This window comes from Marinomonas spartinae, from assembly GCF_016461715.1.
Lineage (GTDB): Bacteria > Pseudomonadota > Gammaproteobacteria > Pseudomonadales > Marinomonadaceae > Marinomonas > Marinomonas spartinae_A.
In genome coordinates this window covers 131213-152198 of sequence record NZ_JAEMUI010000009.1, presented here as the reverse complement: position 1 = coordinate 152198, position 20986 = coordinate 131213, and the positions used below count along the sequence as shown (strand labels likewise).

Sequence of the window (20986 nt, the reverse complement as noted above, 5' to 3'; positions counted from 1 at the left end):
ACAACTATATGCAAAATACATCATTGTTAACACAATTAGATATTGAAAATAAAGTGTCTTCTATTTGGAAAACAACTTTGGGGTCGAAAAAAATTTCGGCCAATGAGAGTTTTTTTGAAGCCGGAGGAAATTCATTGTTAATGACGAAAGTACATAGGGAATTAAAGAAACAGTTTAATATGCCTATTAACATAGTAGAATTGTTTCAATATCCGACGATCGAATCATTGAGTCATAATATTTATAAAAAGTATTCAAAGGTAATGACGAAATAATGTCATTTATTATGTTCTAGAAAATGTGTATGAATATTCTGGATGAATGTTTAAACAATCAAAACCAAGAGGTGTAATAATGAAAGGGAAAAATACATTACGTGATAGGGATATCGCGATCATAGGGATGTCCGGTCGCTTTCCTGGGGCAGAAGACATTACGTCTTTTTGGCATAATCTCACCGAAGGGCTTGAAACGATCAGTACATTTACGGATGAAGAGCTTCGGGAATCGGGCATAGATGAGGAACTGATTGCTTCGCCAAATTACATTCCTCGTCGCGGTATTATTGGCCAAGCGCAAGATTTTGATGCGCACTTTTTTGATTTTACACCCCGGGATGCTGAAATTACCGATCCTCAGCATCGAATTTTCCTAGAAACAAGTTGGCATGCTTTTGAAGATGCTGGCTATGTGCCTTCTACGTATCCCGGTAAAGTCGGGGTATTTGGTGGAACAGGAACGGCGTGGCACCTTAATAAAGTGCAATCACACCCCAGTGTCAGTCAGTTTGCTAGTGGCGCATCAGTCGTCACGAATAATGATAAGGATTATGTTACTACTCGTGTCTCTTATAAGTTGAATCTGAAGGGACCGAGTGTCAACGTTCAAACCGCTTGTTCAACGGCATTGGTCGCTGTTGTGATGGGGGTCAATAGCTTGCTCAGTGGCGAAAGTGATTTAATCGTCGCCGGTGGTGTTTCTGTGGATACACCAGAGCGTCAAGGTTATAGATACATGGAAGGCGGTATGGAATCCGCTGATGGTCGTTGTTATGCATTTGATTCAAGAGCCAATGGTACAGTCTTTAGTCGAGGTGTGGGCGTTGTCTTATTAAAACGTTTAACGGATGCGGTGCGAGATGGAGACCATATTTATTCTGTCATCAAAGGTGGTGCAATCAATAATGATGGCAGTTTAAAAGCAGGCTTTACCGCACCGGGTATTGAAGGGCAGGTTAGTGTTGCTAAACAAGCCATTAAAAACTCAGACATTGATGTGGAAAACATCCGTTTTGTTGAGGCTCACGGCACCGCAACTGCGCTAGGAGATCCGATTGAATTTTCGTCTTTGTCTCAAACATTCCGTAATTACACAGACAAAGAGCAATTTTGTCGTCTTGGTTCGGTTAAAACAAACATTGGTCATACAGATGCCGCTTCAGGTGTTGCAAGCTTAATTAAGTCTTCATTGGCACTTAAGACGGGCAAATTGCCTGCCTCATTACACTTTGCTTCACCTAACCCTAATATTGAGTTTGAAGGCAGTCCTTTTGTTATTCATACAGAAACAGGAACGTTTAATGAGGAGGGTAAGTCAAGTAATGCGCTCGTCAATTCTTTTGGCGTTGGGGGTACCAATGCTTGTGTTATTCTCGAAACTGCACCAGTACTTGCGCCAAGTGAACAATATACTTCTCCTGTTGTGATTCCTTTTTCAGCTCGCAGCCGTTCAGCTCTGAATGAAATGAAAAAGCGTTTTGCACAGTTTCTTTCAGCCAATCCTGATACCAATCTTGCGGATGCAGCTTATACCATGCAAGTGGGACGTAAGCAGTTTGAGTTTTCAACGGCGGTTGTTGGTAAAGACCGAGATTCATTAATTGAGGCATTGGGAAGTAGCTCTCCTATTACGACAACCAGTACGTCACGTGGTCGACCTATAGTATTTATGTTTCCAGGTCAGGGTAACCAATACGTGAACATGGCAGCAGATCTGTACCAAACGTACGATGTGTTTAAACAACAAATGGATCTGTGCTGTGATTATTTGACCCCTATTCTGGGACAGGATTTAAGAGCAATTATTTTCCCTGAAAACGATGAAATGGCGGGGAAAATCAATGAAACTCAATACACTCAACCCGCATTATTTGTAGTGGAGTACAGCCTTGCACAACTTTGGATGAGTTGGGGAATTAAGCCCGATATTATGATCGGTCATAGTGTTGGTGAGTATGTTGCCGCGTGTTTGTCTGGTGTGTTTTCTTTGCAAGATGCATTAAAAGCGGTCGCTATTCGCGGTCAATTGGTGCAAGCGTTACCCGCTGGGGCGATGTTAGCGGTACTGATGGATGAAGAGGCATTAACTCAACGCTTGGCAAATAGTGATTTGGATATTGCTGCCGTTAATTACCCTGAATTGTGTGTGATTGCAGGTGAATTAGAGGCAATTAAAGCTTTCCAATACGAGCTAGAGGAAGAGGGTATTTTCTGTAAACACCTCGATACCTCCCACGGCTTCCATTCCAGTATGATGGATCCAATGTTGCCAGCCTTCAAAGAAGTGATTGATGGCATTGCGCTTCATGCGCCTAGCATTCCATTTGTCTCGTCCGTGAATGGTCAGTGGATTACGGATGAGCTTGCTCAAGATAGTGACTACTGGGTACGTCATGTGAGAAACCCGGTACTTTTCTCGCATGCGTTTAAAACATTAATGGCGGATTACCTTGATGGGTTGGTTTGTTTAGAAGTGGGTCCTGGCCGTTCCTTAGAGTCAGCGGCTAAACAGCATTTACGTGAAGACGAAGAGTTTACTGCGGACATTTTAGCGTCATTACCGACGGCAAAAGAAGTGTCTATTTCAGGTGAGCATTTTGTTGCAACCCTTGGCGGATTATGGGCTTGTGGTGTCGCTGTCGATTGGGCTGCATTTTATGGTGGACAAGAACGTCGCCGTATTTCATTACCTGGTTATCCGTTTGAGCGTAAGACATTCAAATTGCCTGAAAGTAAACAGGTTTCCCAATCTTCAGCTGTGGATGAACAAGCTTTAAAACGCAAAAAAGATGACATCGCCGATTGGTTCTATATGCCAGCTTGGAAACGAACTGTTCCAGCCGAATTTTTGGCAAGCAAACGACACAATAGTGAAAATAGCTGCTGGGTATTGTTCGTTGATGAGTACGGTGTAGCGAATGAGCTAAATCGTCAACTTTCTGATGCGGGTCATCAAGTGGTTCTCGTGTTTAAAGGCGACAGTTATCAAGTAGATGTTCTGTCTACTGGCAAAGCCAGCAGCTTTATCATTAATCCGTCTTCCCGAGATGATTACATTCGAGTGTTAAGAACCGTTAAAGAATTTGAGACAGACTCGGTTCGAGTGGTTCACCTTTGGAATTTGTCTCCTGACAATGAAACCGTTGATATTGAAGGTTACCGAACACGAGAATTAGATGCTTTCTACAGTCCTTTGTATCTTCAGCAGGCCTTGGTAAACGAAGATGTGTTGAAGAATATGCACCTCGTTCTTGTTGGTAATAATATTTTCAGTATTGCAGGGGAAAAGGTGTCTTCTCCTGAAAAAGCTTTGCTGGTCGGTCCAGGACGTGTTTTCAATAATGAATACGGCGAAGTGCAATGTCATCTTGTTGATATTGATTGGCCAATGAAAGCGGATTGGTCGATAGAAAAAGCCGCACGTTGTTTGATTGCTGAAGGCAAGATCGAAAATCATGGGGAATTGGTGGCTTATCGTGGTGCTTGTCGTTTCCAAGAAGACTATCAACCTGTAAAAGTCAGCCAAGATATTCCTGGCCTTCCCGCTAACTTTAAAGACGATGGTGTCTATCTTATTACTGGGGGGCTAGGTGGCCTAGGTTTATTGGTTGCCGAGTACATTGCCGATACATGTAATGCGACCTTGGTATTGACTTATCGCAGCAGTTTACCGCCGCGCGATCAGTGGCATACTTGGATAAAAGAGCATCCAGTTGACGATACAATGAGTACTAAGCTTGCTGGAATACTGCATCTTGAAAGTAAAGGCAATAAGGTGGACCTTGTCGAGGTAGATGTTTGTGATTACCAAGGCATGTCTGATTTATTTGCAAGTTACTACCATGTCGATGGTATTTTCCATACAGCTGGTATCGCTGGTGGCGGTATTATCCCTCTTAAGACAGATGAAGACTGTGCCAGTGTATTGGACTCTAAAGTCAAAGGCGCTTTGCTTCTTGATGAGTTAACAAAAGACAGTCAGCCAGACTTTTTGATCTTGTTCTCCTCTATTACCTCATTGGTCGGGGACAGTGCGCGTATTGATTACTGTTCTGGTAATGCCTTTTTAGATGCGTTTGCTCATTATCGTAACCAGAGCCGCAGTGGTCGTACTGTTGCGATTAACTGGGGTAAATGGGGCGATGTGGGGATGGCGTTTAAATACATCAAAGAGCTGGATGAGAAAGACGGTAAAAATCAAATTAGCAAAGACTCTAGCGGTTCATTGCTGCAATTGTTTAACCGTAAAGGCATGGAAGAGGAGTATGTTGTTAACCTAGCGGTTAACGAAGACTGGGTCATTGATGAGCACCGCTTATCAGAACAACCTACGTTAGTGGGAACGACTATCTTGTCTTTATTGAATAGCTTAATCACTGAGTTTAAGCCGCAAGAAACCTTGCAAGTGAAAAGCTTGCTATTAACCAAACCCGTGATTTATCACCATGCATGGCCTCGTCAGCTGCATCTTTTTGTGAAAGCGGAAGGCGCGGGATACAGTTTCAGCTTGAGAAGCCGTGGCGTCAGAGATATTCAGTGGGATGAGCACGCTATTGGTAGTATCGGCAATAAACAAGAAGCGGTTAGTGACAAAGTGGGTTCTCTTGATGCGATTCGCGGTCGCTGTACCACTCAGTTACCCGTTGAGCCACTTTCCCTTGAATATAAGAATGCGTTAACCGGCGAGGCTTTCTTATCGCTAAGTGAGCGTTGGAATTGTGTTCAAGAGGTTTATAAAGGCAAGGATGAGTGGTTAATTCATAAGAATTTGTCTCGCGAATTCCAAGAGGATTTTGCTCGATATCCTTACCACCCTGCGTTGGTCGATGCGGTATCAATTCGTTGTATTAATGACATCACACAAGGGAACTTCTTACCTATTAGTTACGGCAATATCAGCTTCTTAGCGCCATTAGATGTGGATTGTTATGCTCATATTCGTATGAAACAGCCCTATAGAGATGAAGACAATACCATTATGGTGGATGTCGTCTTCTTGTCGGCCGAAAACAAACCACTATTGGTATTAGAAAACTATACCTTAGTCAAAATGAGTGAGAACAACCAAGTCGATGGTGATGGTGATTCAGCGCGGCAAAATGCTCCTGTGAAGTTGGATCTGGCTGATCGGGATATCTTGTTCTACGAAGGGTTGGATGCGCTTAAACGTCAACTTTCGCATTTAGAGTTTGAGCAGCTCTTTGTGTTGACAAGTGATCTTAATCAGCTGGTGGTTGAAGGGCGTCCTGACTATGAAGAAGACGAGGTTGCTGTGCAGGAAGAGCAAGCGGGCAATGGGCACACACGCCCAGAGCTAACGGTTGAGTATGTGGCTCCAGAAAACGATATTGAGCAGGAGATAGCCAGTGTTTGGCAGTCGGTGCTTGGTATTTCAGGCATTGGTGTGAACGATAACTTTGTCGAGCTTGGCGGGAACTCATTGCTAGCGGTACAAGTCGTGTCGAAAGTCTCGGCGAAGTTCGAAGTCGGTATTCGGGTGGATTTGTTCTATAAAAACCAAACGATTAAAGGCTTATCAGAGCAGGTTTTTGACGCATTTGAGTCAGTTTTGCTAGAGGACTAATGTGATGTGAATGCCTGAATAGTATCTATTCAGGCCATATAGCAAACCTAGCGTTGTGCTATATGGCGAACATCGGTGTACCGATTTGCATCATCATATAGCCAACATTTTTCATCTCTGCAAAAGGCATGCTTCCGATGAATATGAAAACAAATGAAATACTTCGCTCTAAGGGGCTTGAAGAACTTAAACGGTTAGCTCGTGAGAAGAAGGAGAAAGCGGCAGCACAAAATGCTGCCAACTCATCATCAAGCCGAACCGTTTTTCCATTAACTAATGCCCAAAAAGGCATGTGGGCTTTAGATCAGTTCCTTAATGATAATAAGGCTTACAATAATCCGTTTGCGATTCGCTGTCGGTTAGACCATGAATTTGATCCAGAAAAAGTCCGCAAAACACTCGATACTTTAGCCAATAAGCACAATATCTTTCGTACCACTATTCGTTTGGTAGATGATGAACCTAGCCAGTGTATCGACAGTAATGCCGGGTTTGATTTTGCCTATGATGATATTTCTGATTGGGCTGAGGTGGAGAAAGATAAGTGGATTATGAAAGTCGCTCGAGAAGAAGGGCGTAAAAACTTCGACCTAGAAAAGGGGCCATTAGTACGATGGCATATGGTAAAAACGAATAAAGGCGAATCTGTCATTATGCTAACGTTCCACCACATCATTTCAGATGGTTGGACAATGAGCTTGTGCATTAAAGAGTTTATGAGCCTTTACTTTGATCTTGGTGGGAACGAAAAAGTTCCACAGTTTACTGATTATGCCCTTGAAGAGAGTCGTTGGTATGAGGAGGGCAAGTTTAACCAAGGGTTAGACTATTGGGTTAAAAAACTTGAGGGTGTGCATGGTGTGCTTGAGTTAGCAACGGACCATCCTCGTCCGCAGACAATGTCTTTTGAAGGGGGGATTGTCAGTTTATCCTTAGAGGCAAAGGCCTATCAGGAGATTCAGTCGTTTGCTGCTAAAAAGGGAGCAACGACCTTTCATTTAATGTTAGCGGCCTATCATATGCTGTTGCATAAATACAGTGGGCAGCAAGACATTGTGTTGGGTGTGCCTTTTGCCAATAGGATGCTGTCTCAAACGCAGGAGATGATGGGGTTGTTTATGAACACCTTGCCACTGCGTTTTCATATTGATAAAGATACCACGCTTGAAGAATTGGTATCTGCAGCAAAGGCAGAAAGTGAAAGTGCGGCAGAACATCAATCTATTCCACTCAATCGTATTTTAGAAGCGCTGCACTATAAAAGTGATCCAAGCATTAACCCGCTGTATCAAGCTGTCCTTACTTATCAGGTTTACCCACATTCACGCAATACTCATGAATTGTTCACATTTAGTCCAATTAAAGTCGATTACGGCGTTTCAAAGTTGGATTTGAATTTATGGGTAGAGGAAGATGGTGATGGCCTCGTTTTCACATTGAATTACAACACTGACTTATTTGAGCGCCACACTATTGAAAAAATGCTCGCTAGCTTTAAAAGCTTGTTGATGGAGTTTGTTGAGCGCGCTCAATTACCTGTTAAGTCATTATCTCTCGTTACCCCAGAGGAGAGAGAATATCTTCTCGAAAAATGTCAACCAAGCGAGGCTCAGACATTCCCTCCAGTTTTTCGACTCTTTGAGGAGCAGGCCATAGCAAACCCTACAGAGGTTGCTGTACGCTGTGAAGAGCGTTCTTTTACTTATAGTGGGCTTAATGCAGCGGCTAACCATTTGGCATCAGAGCTAATATCACTAGGTTTAAAAGCGGGGCAGTCTGTTGCTATATTGATGGATAAAAGTGAGCATTCTGTCGCGGCTTTGTTAGCAGTTATGAAAGCTGGTGGTTGTTACGTCCCTGTGGATATTGCATTACCAGAGTCGAAAGTAGCGTATATTTTAGATGATGCTTCTGTCTCTTTTGCCTTGGTTGCAGGTGGGCTGCCAGATTCTCTTTCAGGGTTGAGTTCAAAACAAGGAATACAGTGGTTAGATGTTGCGAATAATGATAAGGCTGGCAGCGAGACTTCCTTAGTTGAGTTTAACAGCGCGTCGCTAACCCCTGATTCCCCCGCTTATATTATCTACACCTCTGGCAGTACAGGTGTTTCGAAGGGTGTTTGTGTCTCTCATGCCCAGCTCAGCCAATATTGCCATGCGATTATTCCAGTGCTGAATCAGCCTTCGGGCGCGCGTTATGGCATGTTTTCTTCTTTCACAACGGATTTGGCTCATACTATGTTGTTCCCCTCTCTGATTCAGATGGGAGAGTTAGTGGTGATGTCCGCAAATATGCTAGAAAACCCTACTTACCTAGTGGAGTATCTATCGTCTTATCCGTTGGACTGCATGAAGATTACGCCCACGCATTTGTCCGCCTTAATGGCTTTGCCTGATGCCGGAGCGATTCTACCTCGAGACGTGCTGGTACTTGGTGGTGAGCGTTTACCTGTATCGCTGATAAAGCGCATCCAAACCGTGACTCCGACCTGTCGTATTATCAATCATTATGGCCCAACAGAAACAACGGTGGGCGTATCTACTTTCTTACTACCTAATGATCTAGTGTCGGATATTGAGTCCGTACCCATTGGTAAACCGTTAGATGGCTGCCATGTGTTAATCCTGGATGAGAATGAAGCGCTTGTGCCTGTGGGGATTCCAGGTGAGATTTGTATTGGTGGGAGTCAATTATCGAATGGCTATGTTGGGCTTCCAGAGCAAACAAAGCTACGTTTTATTGAGCACCCTTTTGTTGCGGGTGAGCGTCTTTATCGGACAGGTGATAAAGGACGATTTCTAGCGGATGGTAACTTAGCCTATTTAGGGCGTTTAGATCGTCAATGTAAAATTAGAGGATACCGTGTTGAGTTAGCAGAAGTCGAACAGGCTCTTATGTCGTTATCCGGTGTTCGCCAAGCAGCAGTGAAGCATCAAGAATACCGTGATGGTACTTCCACATTGATGGCTTACCTGGTGTGTGACAACAACCCAGCTGAAAACTTAGCACAACAAGATGTTTTAAAGCAGTCGTTAAAAGAGCTACTACCACATTACATGTTACCAGAGTCGTGGATCTGGATGGATGCAATGCCATTGATGGCAAATGGAAAGGTGAACTACCACGCACTGCCTAATACAGACAAAAGACATGACGAGCAGCGTACCGTAAGCCAGCCTGAAACGGATGTACAGTCACGCTTATTGGGCTTTTATCAGAATGCCCTAAACATTGACAAGATTGATATTCACGACGGCTTTTTAGACCTTGGTGGCAATTCTATTAGTGCGATTAAATTAATCATTGAGGTGAATAAGGCATTCAATACCGCTCTCAATTTAGGTCAAATGTTTGAAAATAGCAGTATTGTTGAGCTATCGGCATTGATTGAGCAGATGACGGATAGTGAGTCGGGGAATCAATTAGGTTCGTCTTTAGTGAGGCTGAATGAGGGTCTTGTTGGTAGTAAGCCGACTTTATTATTAGTTCATCCTGCAGGCGGTAATGTTTTTTGTTATCACGAATTAGTTCAAGAGTTAGGTGGCGATTACCCCGTCTATGGGGTGCAAGTTGCTGACTTCAGAAATAATCCTGAATACAACCATGATATTACGGCTTTGGCTGCCCATTATTTAGAAGAGGTTCAAAGTATTATTTCTTCTAATTCTCGGTTGGTAGTCGGTGGTTGGTCTCTAGGGGGCACGATTGCTTTTGAAATGGCTTATCAGATTAATCAGGCTTATGGCATTGAACCATCGGTTGTGGTTTTTGATCAGCCTGCACCACAAGTCAATGTGGATAATAGTGCAAGTATGTCAGAGCACGAAAGACTGGCTTATTTTGCTCATAAGGTTGAACTCTTTACTGGTATTTCGTTTAACACCTCAAGTTCGGCACTGGCCGCGTTGCCAGATGAACAACGTACAGAAGTGTTTTTAGATGGATTCCGGCAAGCAGATCTTGTCCCAGATAATATTAGTGTCGATGACTTTAAATATTTCTTGGGGATCCTATGGGCGCATATGACCGCAACTGATCGCTACATGGGCAGACGTTTTTCAGGCTCCGTCATTGTTGCTGAAGCCAATGATATTTTGCAAGGGCGGACGCAGCTTGATGAACCTGGTCTCGGATGGCAAGCCTATAGTGAACAAGAAGTGACTATTATTCCTGCGCAAGGCGATCATCTGTCGATGATGAATCCACCCAATATACGCTCATTAGCAGAGCAGCTTAAATCGGTTCTGCTTTAAGCAGAACCGAGACTGAGCAACTTTGGTCAGGTATTTAGTAGATAGATGGGTAACATTGTCATTAGCGTGATAGGCAAGGGAGAAGTGCTTTGAGCACAATGACAGCTGAGCAAGCGAAGGTGGATGTCACTGTCACTCAAAAAGAGTGGTTAGCTATCATTGGCGGTCTGATTGGCGGCTTCATGGCTATACTGGATATTCAGATAACCAATTCTTCTATGAAGGTCATTCAAGGCGCTTTGTCGGCGTCTTTGGATGAAAGTTCATGGCTGATGACGTCATATTTTACCGCAGAGATTGTGGCGATTCCTTTATGTGGATGGTTGGCAAAAGCATTAGGGACGGGGCGTTATGCATTATGCTGTATCACTGGCTTTCTTGTCTCATCTACCTTGTGTTCCTGGTCATGGAATTTGGATTCGATGATTGTTTTTCGGGCCATTCAAGGGCTTGCAGGGGGCGCACTGATTCCTTTGTCGTTTCGATTGATCATTGAGATTTTACCACGAGAGAAGCGTGCTATTGGCATGTCAATGTTTAGCGTAATTGCCACTTTTGCACCGGCAATCGGTCCTGCTTTGGGGGGCTGGTTAACCAATCATTTTTCGTGGCAGGCGATTTTTTATGTAAATGCGATTCCATCTGTACTGGCTTTTACATTGATATATCAGTCAATTCAACATCCTAAGGTTAATTGGAAAATCATCCGGCAGGGAGATTTTGTTGGAGTGATTTCGGTGATGCTTTTTTTAGGTGCACTAGAGGTTATTTTAGAAAAAGGAAGAGAGGAGAGCTGGTTTGACTCCAATATGATTTGTATATTGTCGATCATTTCTTTTATTAGCTTTATTGTTTTTATTTATGATCAAGTAGTCAGTACAAACCCTCTTGTTAATATAAGGTTATTTAAAGATTTTCAGTATTCTTATGCTTTGATTGTTTTTTCTATGCTGGGTGTCGCCATATACGGGACATTGTTTTTAGTTCCTTACTATTTGACAATGGTTCATGATTATAACGCGACGGAAATAGGGCATGTGGTTATTTGGATGGGGCTACCTCAATTGATTGTATTGCCTTTAATTCCCTTTTTAGTGCGAATTTACAACCCTAAATATTTGATATGCATTGGTTTTATAGGGCTTTCTATCAGTGCCTTTATGAATTGCCATATGGATTTGAATTTTTCTGGTCCTCAAATGGTTTTGTCTATGATGATTCGTGCTGTTGGGCAGCCGTTTATTATGGTTCCTCTATCCATGCTAGCCACACAAAATATTAAAGCAGAGGATGCTATGTCTTCCGCTGTGCTGATTAATGTTTTTCGTAGTATAGGTGGCTCGATGGGAACAGCAATATTAACGACGTATTTTTCAGCACAGGTTTACGTTCATTTTGATGGGGTAAAATCAGTTATATTGAAGGGGAGTCAGGTGCTTTATCATTATTTTTCTGATGTTAAACACCTTTTAATAACGCAAGGTGTTGCGAGTAATCAGGTGGATGTACAAAAGGTAGCAATAGGTTTAATGGGAAATAGAATGATTAAACAAGCAGAAATAATGGCATTCAATAATCTCTTTTTTATTATGGGGGTTATGATGTTTGGAACCGCTATGATGGTATTGTTTTCAAATCGAGAGTTTCAACTCTATTTGAAAAAGGGAGATGAATAATGACTGGTAAAAAACAATCTAGCATCATGGCTTATCTGATGTCATCGGAAGCAAGACTGACTATTATTATTCCGATTCTTATTTATAATATTGTATTTTGGAGATTTGGTGCAGGCATGGCGGTTATTTTGACAGCCTGTTATTCAGGATTATTAGAAGTCTTTAGTAAACGTCCTGGCTCATTCTCCATTATTTCAATTATTATTTTCTCCGGTGTGATTCATTATCTTTATCTTAATGGTTATAGTTTTTTTGGAATTAATGAAGAAGGCGTTTTTTTATCAGTCGGAGGAGCTTTTTCTGTTGTATTAGTGTTTGGGTTTTATTCTTTGATTGGGCGTCCTGTTATTCGAACTCAAGCAGAAAATGCCATGCCAAGGCTAAGTCAATTGCCTTCCTATGGAACACCAAAATATTGCCGAGTGTGGCAAGAAATTTCTTTGGTATGGATGCTTATTTATATTGTTAAAGCGGTTATGGTTATTTTTATTTATAAAACTCAACCAAATTTATCAAATGATTTTGTTTTTCTTTTTTCATGGCCATTAACATTGATTATGATTGCGTTTAGTGTTTATTGGCCTAGATTACGTTGGTCTACAACGAAAATAGCTTAAATGTGAAATATGACTTTTACGTTTTTAATAAATTTTTAAAGGGAGTTTCTTGATGAATGAATTTCAAAATCCGACTATTGTCTTGCATAGTCACCCTACTGGTAAAGCGTCCATTGATAACTTTCGGTTAGAAGATCGTCCTGTTGGTGAGTTGAAAGAAGGCGAGTTTCTGGTGGAGAACAATTTTCTCTCAATGGATCCTTATACACGGCCACGTTTGAATGAGTACACCGCGTATGTAGACCCTATTAAGCTTGGCGAAGCTATCCAAGGGGAAACGGTAGGGACAGTCATAGATTCACGAAATCCGAATTATAAAGTGGGTGATTATGTTGCGACTTTCTCAGGGTGGCAGAAGTACTATATATCCAGTGATGCAGACTTTCTAACAAAACATTTACCCGAAACACGCTTATCTATCAGTTTGTTTTTAACGGTAGCCGGTACACCAGGTTTGGCGGCTTACTTTGGGTTACGCAAGATTGGTAAGCCCAAAAGAGGCGAAACACTTGTGGTATCAGCCGCATCCGGAGCGGTAGGGGCCGTCGCTGGCCAATTAGGAAAAATGGCGGGATGCCGTGTTGTTGGCATTGCAGGAACCCAAGAAAAATGCCGTTATGTTGTTGATGTCTTGGGATTCGATGCTTGCATTAATTATAAGGAAGATAATTTAGCAGAATCGATTGAGATGTTCTGCCCAGACGGTGTCGATATTTATTTTGAAAATGTAGGGGGACGAGTGTCGTCTATTGTTGCTCGTTATCTCAATGAAGGTTCTAGAGTACCTATTTGCGGAAGCGCTTCTTTATATGACAAAGATAAAGATGTCGACAGTGCGACATTATCTCGTTTTTTTTCATCACTACCGTCATCTCCAGAAAACCGTTTTTTCCTTGTTACTGAATGGATGAATGAGTCTCCCGAAGCGGTTTTGTGGTTAGTTGATGCCGTAGAAAAAGGGAAGATTCAATTTCGAGAAACCATTACTGAAGGCATAGAAAATGCGCCAACTGCATTTATTAATATGTTACAAGGTAAGCATTTGGGTAAAGCATTAGTACATGTTTAATATGATTTAACTTTAAAATGAGTTGGCGTTATTGTGAAAAAAATAGCTAAAATTGTCATTCCTATTGCCTTGATGGCCATGGCGGGAGGTGCCTACTGGTATTATTATGCCCGCTATTTTCAATCTACAGATAATGCTTATGTCAGAGCTGATATTACCAATGTGAGCTCGCACATTAATGCTCAAGTTATTAAAGTTAATTTCATTAATAATCAGAAAGTTAAAAAAGGGGATTTATTAGCGCTATTAGATGATCGTGAGTTTGTTATTAAAAAAAAGCTTGCTGAGGCGGCTTTGGATCAGAGTATCGCTCAATTATCTAATGCGAAAGCGTCTTATCAGATGCAAAAAAGTGTGATTCGTGAGTACCAGAGTAAAGTGGATTCTATGAAGGCCAAGTACAGTAATTCCCTTGAGCAGTATAAGCGTTTACAGTCGTTGGAAAAGCAAAACTTTGTCTCTAAGAAGGACATTGATCAAAGTGCTTCCGAGTTTCATATTGATCAAGCGGATTATTGGCAAGCCATAGCGAGTTTAAAAACGCAGGAGGATAATCTAAAGGTTTTGCAAAGTAAAATTGACCAAGCAAAAGCCATGGTGAAACAAGCTAAGGCCAATTTATCTCAGGCTATCTTATCACTTGGTTATACTCGTATTATTGCCCCTATTGACGGTACTGTGAGTAATAGCAACCTTCAGGTGGGGATGATGACGCAACCTGGGCAATCTGTTGTGAGCCTTGTCTCAGATGAAACCCCTTGGGTGAACGCCAACTTTAAAGAAACCCAAAAAGCGAGGATGCATAAAGGTCAGGCGGTTGACGTATCGATTGATGCTTATCCAGGTAAAATTTTTAAGGCGAGAGTAGAGAGTATTGCTCCTGCAACCGCATCGACTTTTGCACTGTTACCTGCTGATAATGCCACAGGCAACTTTACTAAAGTGGTGCAGCGTGTTCCTATTAGAATTGTTTTCGATAAGCCTGTTCATTTAGATAGCGGACTATCTGCGGTTGTTACAGTTGATACAAGGAATTAGCCTGTGGATTTTAGATTACCTGAAAATTGTCTTATGCCGATCTGCTCTGATTGGCCAGATATTTGTGGTGATGAGTTTATTTGCAAGGAGCAATATTTTGATTTAGGACCTATATGTCTTTCTTCTTGTCAGTTTAACCCTTCGTTATATTGTGACTCTCTCTTTTTTGAATTAGGGATTCGTTTTCCTCTATCGTTAGAAAGGGTAGTGGTGTCACGCCGTGCAGAATTTTTAGCAGGTCGTTATCTCGCTAAACAAATGCTACTAAAAGAAGGGAGCGACGATTTAAAAGACGTTGAGGTAATAATAGGTCCTGACCGTCGCCCTGTTTGGCCAAATGGCGTGCTTGGTTCGATTACGCACAGTCAAAATATAGCTGCTTGTGTTATGGCACACTTACCTTCTGCTAATTATTATCTGGGAATTGATGTTGAAAAAATATTAACCCTTGAGACATGTCAGGAAATTGAAAACTCTATTGTTACTTCCGATGAAATAATGTATATGAAGAATATTGGGTTTAGTAACGAGGTTGATTTGACTCTTATTTTTTCAGCTAAAGAGAGTATTTTCAAAGCTTTGTACCCTCTTGTTGGTGAATACTTTGGTTTTGAGGAGGCCAACTTAGTAAAAATTGATCGAGAGAGGCAAATATTATACTTTGCTTTATCGCCTTTTTTAATTGAAAAGTCAGGAATCAAAAAAATACTAAATTGTCAGTTTTCCATTCAGGGAGAGATGATTATGACACTTATATTCGACAAGGTTGACACTTAAAAGGATGGGGGTTTTATAAGGATTTAAAATCGATTAAAAGCTATTTCTACAGATTTTATACTGCTGCGATGTTATAGATGATACAAGGATGATAGCTATGCGTATATTATTAGTCGAAGATGACATTATGCTAGGAAAAGCCATTACTGACTCATTAAACAAGAGTCAGTATGCTGCTGACTGGGTTAAGGATGGGGAAAGTGCCTTACACGCATTACAAACAGAATGTTTTTTGCTTGTCATTTTAGATATTTCTTTACCTGGTATTAACGGCCTCACTGTTTTAAAAGAGCTCAGGAGTAAAGCAAACAAAACTCCAGTTCTTATACTAAGTGCTAGAGATGAGTTGAATGATCGAGTTTATGCTCTTAATCATGGAGCAGATGATTACTTGACTAAGCCTTTTCAGGTTGAAGAGTTATTAGCAAGAATTCATGCGATCATTAGGCGCTCAGCTGGTGTTGCGGATGATACCATTGTTGTCGGTGATATTGCTGTATCGCTATCCTCTCATAAAGTCATGGTGGCTGATGAACAAATTAACTTAACCCCCAATGAGTTCAAGATACTCTTATATTTGATAACTAATGCCGGCCGTGTATTTAGTAAAACGCAAATTTTGCAAAATATGCATGGTTGGGATGAAAGTGCGGGTCTGAATTCGATAGAGGTTCATATTCATAACCTCAGAAAGAAAATGCCTAAAGGTTCGATTAAAAATATAAGAGGTGTTGGATATATCATCCAACAAGAGCATGAAGTTACACTCCGTTAAGCGTCGCCTTGTTTTTACCAGTGTACTTCTTTGCTTAGCGGTGATTACCGTCTCAGCTATTTGGGTTTATGTTGGTACACGTCAAGCCATCTTGGAAGTCAATGATGATCACTTTCAGGAGATTAATGAAAAGCTTCTCACGCTGCTTTTGCTAACCAATTCCTCAGCAAAAAAAGGGTGTGATTTTGATGCTGAAAAAGTGGTTGGTGATACCATGAAAAATGAATCCACTTCACAAAGTTATTCATATCTTTTGCTGGATTCTAATGGCAAAGTATTAGCAAGGTCCAAAAACGCCCCTCCAGAAGATCTGATCCAAATGCGCCATCTAGGGTTCGATAATATAAAAGACCCAAGGCATAAGGGAATCTGGCGAGGAGTAACAATGAGACTGACGGATCCACAAACTGGGCTCCCTATGTGGCTTTGGTTTGGAGAAGACATGCATTTGCGTGCCGAAGTAGAAGAAAAAATCGTTATTCCTGCGATTGCTCCCCTTGTTATCACTACCCCCTTTTTGTGTTTGTTGCTGGTTTTATTGACAAATCGTCTGTTTGCTCCGATTAATCGGCTAGAAAAGGAAGTTTCCAGAAAGTCAATTACTAACCTGACACCCCTTAATACGAAAAACGTGCCGACGGAACTCTATAGTTTTATCGAACGCTTAAACTTTTTGTTTCATGAGGTAGATGCCGCATGGAAAAGAGAAAAACGCTTTAATCAAGATTCGGCTCATGAACTACGTACGCCGTTGGCAGTGATAATGCTTAATGCTGAAAATGCCTTGCAGACTACCGACCTAGAACAAAGAGCCTATCATTTAGAGCAGATTAAACGAAGTATTAAGCGTTCTGAAAGGACCATAGAGCAGCTGTTGACACTTGCTAAAGTGGATAATGGTTTGCTGATAGATTTTAGTCATGCTGTTGACCTCACTTCACTTTTACAGGAGGTGATTGCCGAATTGGTACCACTAGCGCTCAAACAGAGTCAAAAAATTACGCTTGAAACCGAAGGACAAACCTTGGAAATTCAAGGAAATGAAATTTTTCTTGGGTGTTTGTTTCGTAATCTAATTGATAATGCCATCCGTTACTCGGGGGAAGGTTCCAGTATTTGTGTCGACATTAGGGAAGAGAATGACAAGATTCGTATCGCGGTGACTGATAATGGGCTTGGGATGTCTCAAGAAGAGATTAATCGGGTCTTCGAACGGTTTTTTCGTGGAAGTCAAACTAAAAACAAAGTGAATGGTGTTGGGCTCGGTATGGCCATTGTTCAACGCATTGTGTATTTACACCAAGGGCATATAGAGATCACATCAAAAAATGACTTTTTAGCCTTTGTTGTGACTTTGCCCAAAGTAAGGAATGAACGGATACCTTCTTCTTAGAGAGTAGGGCTGTTAAACTTGCTGCAAATTATTTCATGACACAATTTGGAGTCGAAAAATGTCTTATCAGTATGATTTGTTTGTTATTGGTGCTGGCTCTGGTGGGGTTCGTGCGTCTCGTGTTGCCGCTTCAAAAGGCTATAAAGTGGCGGTCGCGGAAGGCAGTTCGTTAGGTGGGACCTGTGTTAATATTGGCTGCGTTCCTAAAAAACTGTTCGTTTATGGTTCGGAGTTTGGTCATGGTGTCGAGCAGGCCGCTGGTTACGGTTGGAAGTATGATGGTGTGAGCTTTGATTGGGCCACTTTAAGAGACAACAAAACCAATGAGATTGCGCGTTTAAATGGCATTTATCAAATGATGCTTGAAAAGGCTGGTGTTGAGATAATTTCAGGTTTTGCCTCGTTTATTGATGATCATACAGTGTCCGTGAATGGGGTTCACTATACGGCAGAGAAAATTCTCATTGCAGTTGGAGCGAGGCCCTTTATCCCTGAGTTTGATGGTAAACAATGGGTGGTGAGCTCTAATGAAATGTTCTATCTAGACGAACTTCCTGAAAAAGCACTGGTTGTTGGTGGCGGCTACATTGCCGTGGAATTTGCAGGCATTCTTAATGGCTTGAATGTTGACACCACGTTAATTTATCGTGGCGAACAGTTGCTTCGAGGGTTTGATCAAGATGTACGTGATTTTGCTTGTGAAGAATATAGAAAATCAGGTATTGATGTGCGCTTAAATACTGATGTTGAGCGCATTGAATTAGTGGATCCTGCGAATGAGTCGAGTCACCGAGTTGTGCATTTTAAAGATGGCAGCCATGATGAGTTTGGGTTGGTATTATACGCCACTGGACGTGTACCAAATGTGGGTGGTTTAGCGCTAGAGAACGTTGCCTTAGAAACATCAAATAATGGAGCAATCAAGGTTGACCATAACTTCACTACCAGTGTACCAAGTATTTTCGCTCTTGGTGATGTCACCGATAATATTCAGTTGACACCTGTCGCGATCAAAGAAGCGATGGCACTGATTGATTACTGGTTTGATGGTAAAGAGATCGATTTTGACTATGATAATATTCCTACCGCTGTTTTTAGTCAGCCATCCATTGGTACGGTTGGTTTAACGGAGCAAGATGCTGAATCTCGAGGCTTGGATTTTCGAGTCTATCAAACGGACTTTCGTCCGATGAAGCACACGCTTAGCGGCAGTACTGAACGGGCTTTGATGAAGTTGCTGGTCAGTAATTCGGACGATAAGGTCATTGGTGTACATATGGTAGGGGATTACTCAGGCGAAATCATTCAAGGCTTGGGGGTGGCGTTGAAAGCTGGCGCGACTAAAGCAGATTTTGATACGACGGTTGGTGTGCACCCAACAAGTGCGGAAGAGTTTGTGACTTTCTCAGAAGGAGCGTTAAAGCCTCGCAAGTGATCATTTTCTCACTCAATACTGCTGAATATGAAAAAAGTGTGCCGTGTGTGCACTTTTTTAATTGCTCAAAACATTTGTAGAATATAATGAGTGGGCAATGCGGCGTTTTGTTTGGTTGTGTCTTTATTATGCTAGATGTAACCTGACCAAATTGTTTTTTTTAGTATTGCTCATGCAGAATAAGGGAAAAAAATGAGTTGCAGTCCTTTTCGTTTGCCTCACATCACACCATTTGGTGTGGGTGAATCCATAGTTGAATGGGCTACGGGATTAGCCAAGTTAGATCGTCTTTATCAGCAACGGCCTCAAGGGTTATCATGTTTTGAGTTTATGCGTTATACCTTGTCAGCACTCAATATTGAATATGAGGTGTCGTTAGGCTCTATTGATAATATTCCAAAAGAAGGGCCAGTTGTAATTGTGGCAAATCACCCTCTTGGTGCTATTGAAGGGGTGATTTTGGCTGAGTTGATTGGTTCGATTCGTCCTGATGTCAAGGTGTTAGCAAATGAAATGCTCAAACGACTCCCTGAAATTCGAGAGTTGTTCATTGGTGTGAATGTGTTTGGAGGGGCTAAGGCAAAAAAAACCAACAGCCGTGCTATTGTTGATGCCAATAAGCATCTTGCTGAAGGAGGACTGCTGATTATTTTTCCGGCAGGAGAAGTTTCTTCTTATGCGAAAGGGTCCAAGCAATTATTGGACATCGAATGGCGTAATTCGGTTGCTAAGTTTGTCAAGTACAGCAAAGCGACCACGGTTCCGATTTTTATTAATGGTAAAAACAGTGCTTTGTTTTATGGAGCGGGACGTATTCACCCATTGTTAAGAACGGCTTTGCTGGGGCGTGAACTGCTTAATAAAAAGTTAAGCCGTATTTCAATTTCCATTGGTAGTCCTATTGCATTTTCCGAAGTCAATGAGTTTGCAAATGACAAAGACATGGTGAACTATTTTCGGCTGAATACCTATTTGATGGGGTCTCAGCATAAAGAGGCACCAAAAACATCTACGCAGGCTCACGATCTTCCGATCATTGATGCATTAGATACTGGGGTACTAGAAAAGGAAATCGCACAGCTACCTGATACCGATTTGCTGTTGAGTCAAGGTGACTATGAGGTGTATTGCTCATACACTCAAAATATTCCGAACTTAATGCAAGAGATTGGACGAATCCGAGAGGTATGTTTTCGAGCGGTGGGTGAAGGCAGTGGGCAGTCTTGTGATATTGATGATTATGATGCTTACTACCATCAGTTGTTCGTATGGCATAAACACGACAAACAAATTGTTGGGGCCTATCGTTTGGGTCAAGTCGATAAATTGATTGAAACAAAAGGATTAGATGGTCTTTATTCACGAAGTCTGTTTAATTATGACCAAGCCTTTATTGAGTCTCTTGATAAGAGTTTAGAAATAGGGCGCTCTGTGGTCGCACTCCCTTATCAAAAAAGCCTTAATTCTCTATTGCTGTTATGGAAGGGGATTGCTCGTTTTGTGTCTCTCAACCCTAGCTATACTCATTTATTCGGTCCGGTGAGTATCAGTAATGATTATAGTCTGATTTCTCGGCAGCTTCTTGCCGAAACCCTGTCTATTCATTATTACGATCAAGAAAAAGCCAATTTAGTATCACCGCTTTCACCTATGAGAAAAAGTGGCAATGCATTTTGGCAGCCAAATTTGTTGTCTTCTTTGACCAGTGTGTCGCTTTTATCAAAAGTGGTCTCTCGACTTGATCAAGGAAAAGGTGTACCTGTTCTATTACGTCAGTACCTTAAAATGAATGGTAAACTTGTATGTTTTAACGTCGATCCAGCCTTTCATGATTGCTTGGATGGGCTAATCGTTGTCGATATTAAAAGCGTTCCTTTATCAACACTTGCGAAGTATATGGGACAGCATGAAGCGCAAGTTTATTTATCGAAAGACGCTTAAGTCGCAGGACATTCTGCCTCTCTAGTTCGCTCAGCTCAGTGGAGGCAGGATAGTGCATGCATTTTCTCTATAACGGTTATCTTTATTTCGATTGCTTGATTGTTGAGCTTTTAATACTGTAACTGAGGAAATGTGCCGTTTCACTCCCGA

12 protein-coding genes are annotated in these 20986 nt (G+C 41.7%); all 12 read left to right on the top strand.

What is annotated here, in order from left to right:
- Nucleotides 1-8 precede the first annotated feature (8 nt).
- The 12 genes from JHD45_RS10545 to JHD45_RS10490 all read left to right on the top strand — a co-directional run bounded on the left by JHD45_RS10545 (nt 9) and on the right by JHD45_RS10490 (nt 20836).
- Nucleotides 9-275, top strand: coding sequence for an acyl carrier protein (locus JHD45_RS10545; RefSeq protein ID WP_199476480.1), 267 nt, complete (start codon nt 9-11; stop codon nt 273-275).
- A gap of 79 nt (nt 276-354) precedes the next feature.
- Nucleotides 355-5862 carry a type I polyketide synthase gene (locus tag JHD45_RS10540; protein ID WP_199476479.1) on the top strand — a complete coding sequence of 1836 codons (5508 nt, stop codon included), beginning with the start codon at nt 355-357 and terminating at the stop codon, nt 5860-5862.
- A gap of 137 nt (nt 5863-5999) precedes the next feature.
- Nucleotides 6000-10115: a non-ribosomal peptide synthetase gene (locus JHD45_RS10535; RefSeq protein ID WP_199476478.1), complete on the top strand. Its 4116-nt coding sequence runs from the start codon at nt 6000-6002 to the stop codon at nt 10113-10115.
- A gap of 98 nt (nt 10116-10213) precedes the next feature.
- On the top strand, nt 10214-11791 hold the full coding sequence (locus tag JHD45_RS10530; RefSeq protein WP_233407762.1) for an MDR family MFS transporter: 1578 nt from the start codon (nt 10214-10216) through the stop codon (nt 11789-11791).
- Entirely contained in the window at nt 11791-12408 is a 618-nt protein-coding gene (locus tag JHD45_RS10525; RefSeq protein WP_199476476.1) for a hypothetical protein, read from the top strand. Before JHD45_RS10530 ends, JHD45_RS10525 begins: the two co-directional genes overlap by 1 nt.
- 52 nt (nt 12409-12460) lie before the next feature.
- Complete coding sequence (locus tag JHD45_RS10520; RefSeq protein ID WP_199476475.1) at nt 12461-13477, top strand: NADP-dependent oxidoreductase; 1017 nt, start codon at nt 12461-12463, stop codon at nt 13475-13477.
- A gap of 33 nt (nt 13478-13510) precedes the next feature.
- Nucleotides 13511-14515, top strand: a complete 1005-nt coding sequence (locus tag JHD45_RS10515) for an HlyD family secretion protein (protein WP_199476474.1) — start codon at nt 13511-13513, stop codon at nt 14513-14515.
- 3 nt (nt 14516-14518) lie between these two features.
- A complete protein-coding gene (locus JHD45_RS10510) occupies nt 14519-15292 on the top strand; it encodes a 4'-phosphopantetheinyl transferase family protein (RefSeq protein WP_199476473.1) in 774 nt (257 codons plus the stop codon).
- Nucleotides 15293-15389: 97 nt separating this feature from the next.
- Nucleotides 15390-16067: a response regulator transcription factor gene (locus tag JHD45_RS10505; RefSeq protein WP_199476472.1), complete on the top strand. Its 678-nt coding sequence runs from the start codon at nt 15390-15392 to the stop codon at nt 16065-16067.
- Nucleotides 16048-17460 carry a sensor histidine kinase gene (locus JHD45_RS10500; RefSeq protein WP_199476471.1) on the top strand — a complete coding sequence of 471 codons (1413 nt, stop codon included), beginning with the start codon at nt 16048-16050 and terminating at the stop codon, nt 17458-17460. Before JHD45_RS10505 ends, JHD45_RS10500 begins: the two co-directional genes overlap by 20 nt.
- 58 nt (nt 17461-17518) lie before the next feature.
- Nucleotides 17519-18895, top strand: a complete 1377-nt coding sequence (gorA, locus tag JHD45_RS10495) for a glutathione-disulfide reductase (RefSeq protein WP_199476470.1) — start codon at nt 17519-17521, stop codon at nt 18893-18895.
- 192 nt (nt 18896-19087) lie between these two features.
- Nucleotides 19088-20836 carry a lysophospholipid acyltransferase family protein gene (locus JHD45_RS10490; RefSeq protein ID WP_199476469.1) on the top strand — a complete coding sequence of 583 codons (1749 nt, stop codon included), beginning with the start codon at nt 19088-19090 and terminating at the stop codon, nt 20834-20836.
- Nucleotides 20837-20986: the final 150 nt, after the last annotated feature.